The organism is Paenibacillus campinasensis (assembly GCF_002272015.1).
GTDB classification, from domain to species: Bacteria; Bacillota; Bacilli; order Paenibacillales; family Paenibacillaceae; genus Paenibacillus_AQ; species Paenibacillus_AQ campinasensis.
Genome location: NZ_NPBY01000087.1, coordinates 1 through 1531, shown reverse-complemented (window position 1 = coordinate 1531; position 1531 = coordinate 1). Strand labels below are relative to the sequence as shown.

Here is a 1531-nt window from a genome sequence, read left to right as displayed (position 1 = left end):
GAAAATAAATTCCATTCGCCAAGTGCTACAAACCTATCATCGCCTAGATTATCTTCCAAAAAATTTGTAATCTCCGTTTCAGGGTGCAATGACACACTTTTTGCATCTACAGCTGGATTATAAGATATCCCTGCTCTAAATAAATCGGCTATTAATAGAACAGCTAATAAAAAGAAAGCAATCCTTCTTACCCTTACAATAATCACACTTATAGTAAGTAATAGAATTCCGCTAAATAATACAAGAATGGAGATGAAGAATGTTAGGTTGATTTGAATTGTCTCAACAAATTTTATTCCGGTTGCTAAAACTACTCCGATGCAAATAACGGAAATTATTATACTTACAAGTGTTAATTTCTCATCAAATTCATCTAATAAATAACTAAAAATATATGCTGAAGTTACAGCTACTGAAAATGCCATTAATCCGACTAATCGTGTTGCTAACGATGTTCCAATACCCGGTAAATTCGAAAACAACTCCGTCAGTGGGCTTCCAAAAACAATTAAAGATATAACTAATGCAGAAATAGCCCAAAATAAATGTTCCCTAAATTGCTTTTTAAAACTATAGACAATAGAAAAGAAGAAAATAAAGAGCGTTATTACACCAAAATAACTGCTATATTCATTAAAATGTATCGTCGGTATTCCTAAGCTACTGAAATAATCGGGATCAAATAGAGCTATCAAATATCTCAGCGAATCAAAAGGATGGAAACTCCCCTCCCTTTGTTCTATAAATCCTATACCATTCATATATTTTAAAAAGTTTAATATATATGCAAAGGCCATTCCTATTCCTAGTACCACCGCTGCTGAAAATTCGATAGATTTGGAAATGAAAAATCTAAAACTTTGAGTTGTATAGGCCTTTCTAATTATAAGAAAAACATAATATGCACCAGCTGAATACAAATAATAAGCCGCATATGCAGGCATATTACCATAAATCATGCAAGCAATAATAAACCCCGCAATTGGAATCCATTTTCGATTAGATTCATATATATTTTGAACACTTAAAAACAACCATGGAGCCAGACAAGAAACCCAAATATGCGGCCAGTTCAACCAGACAATCATGGGTAGAGAAAACGAAAAAATAATGGCTCCTAATCTTGCAGCCGTAACATTAATCTTTAATTTATACAGAAAGAAAAACATACCCACTAACGAAATAAATACTCGCAACATTAGGTCAATATTACTCGCATACTCCAATGGAAAAACTAAATAGATTAACGTATTTGGCGAAAATAGAAAACCAATAGATTCTACGACTATGGGAACACCCATGGAGTTATCTGAAGTCCACAAGGGTAATTTTCCGTGCATGATACTATCTTTAAATATGTTCATACTCGGTAAATAAGAATCAATAGGATCGGAAAGTAATGATCCACTAGTTACAACAGAGCTATAAACTGTATTCCATGGAGGCATTGAATACAAAAGGTTAGTAGGTGAATAAACCTGTCCAACAAAAATCTTGGAAAAGAATATACACACTAAAATAAAGAATAATG

At 32.8% G+C, this 1531-nt stretch carries 1 protein-coding gene; it reads right to left on the bottom strand.

The genetic code is table 11. The features are described from left to right. On the bottom strand, nt 1-1340 hold a 1340-nt coding region (locus CHH67_RS26370; protein ID WP_218832079.1), incomplete at its 3' end, for a glycosyltransferase family protein. Nucleotides 1341-1531: the final 191 nt, after the last annotated feature.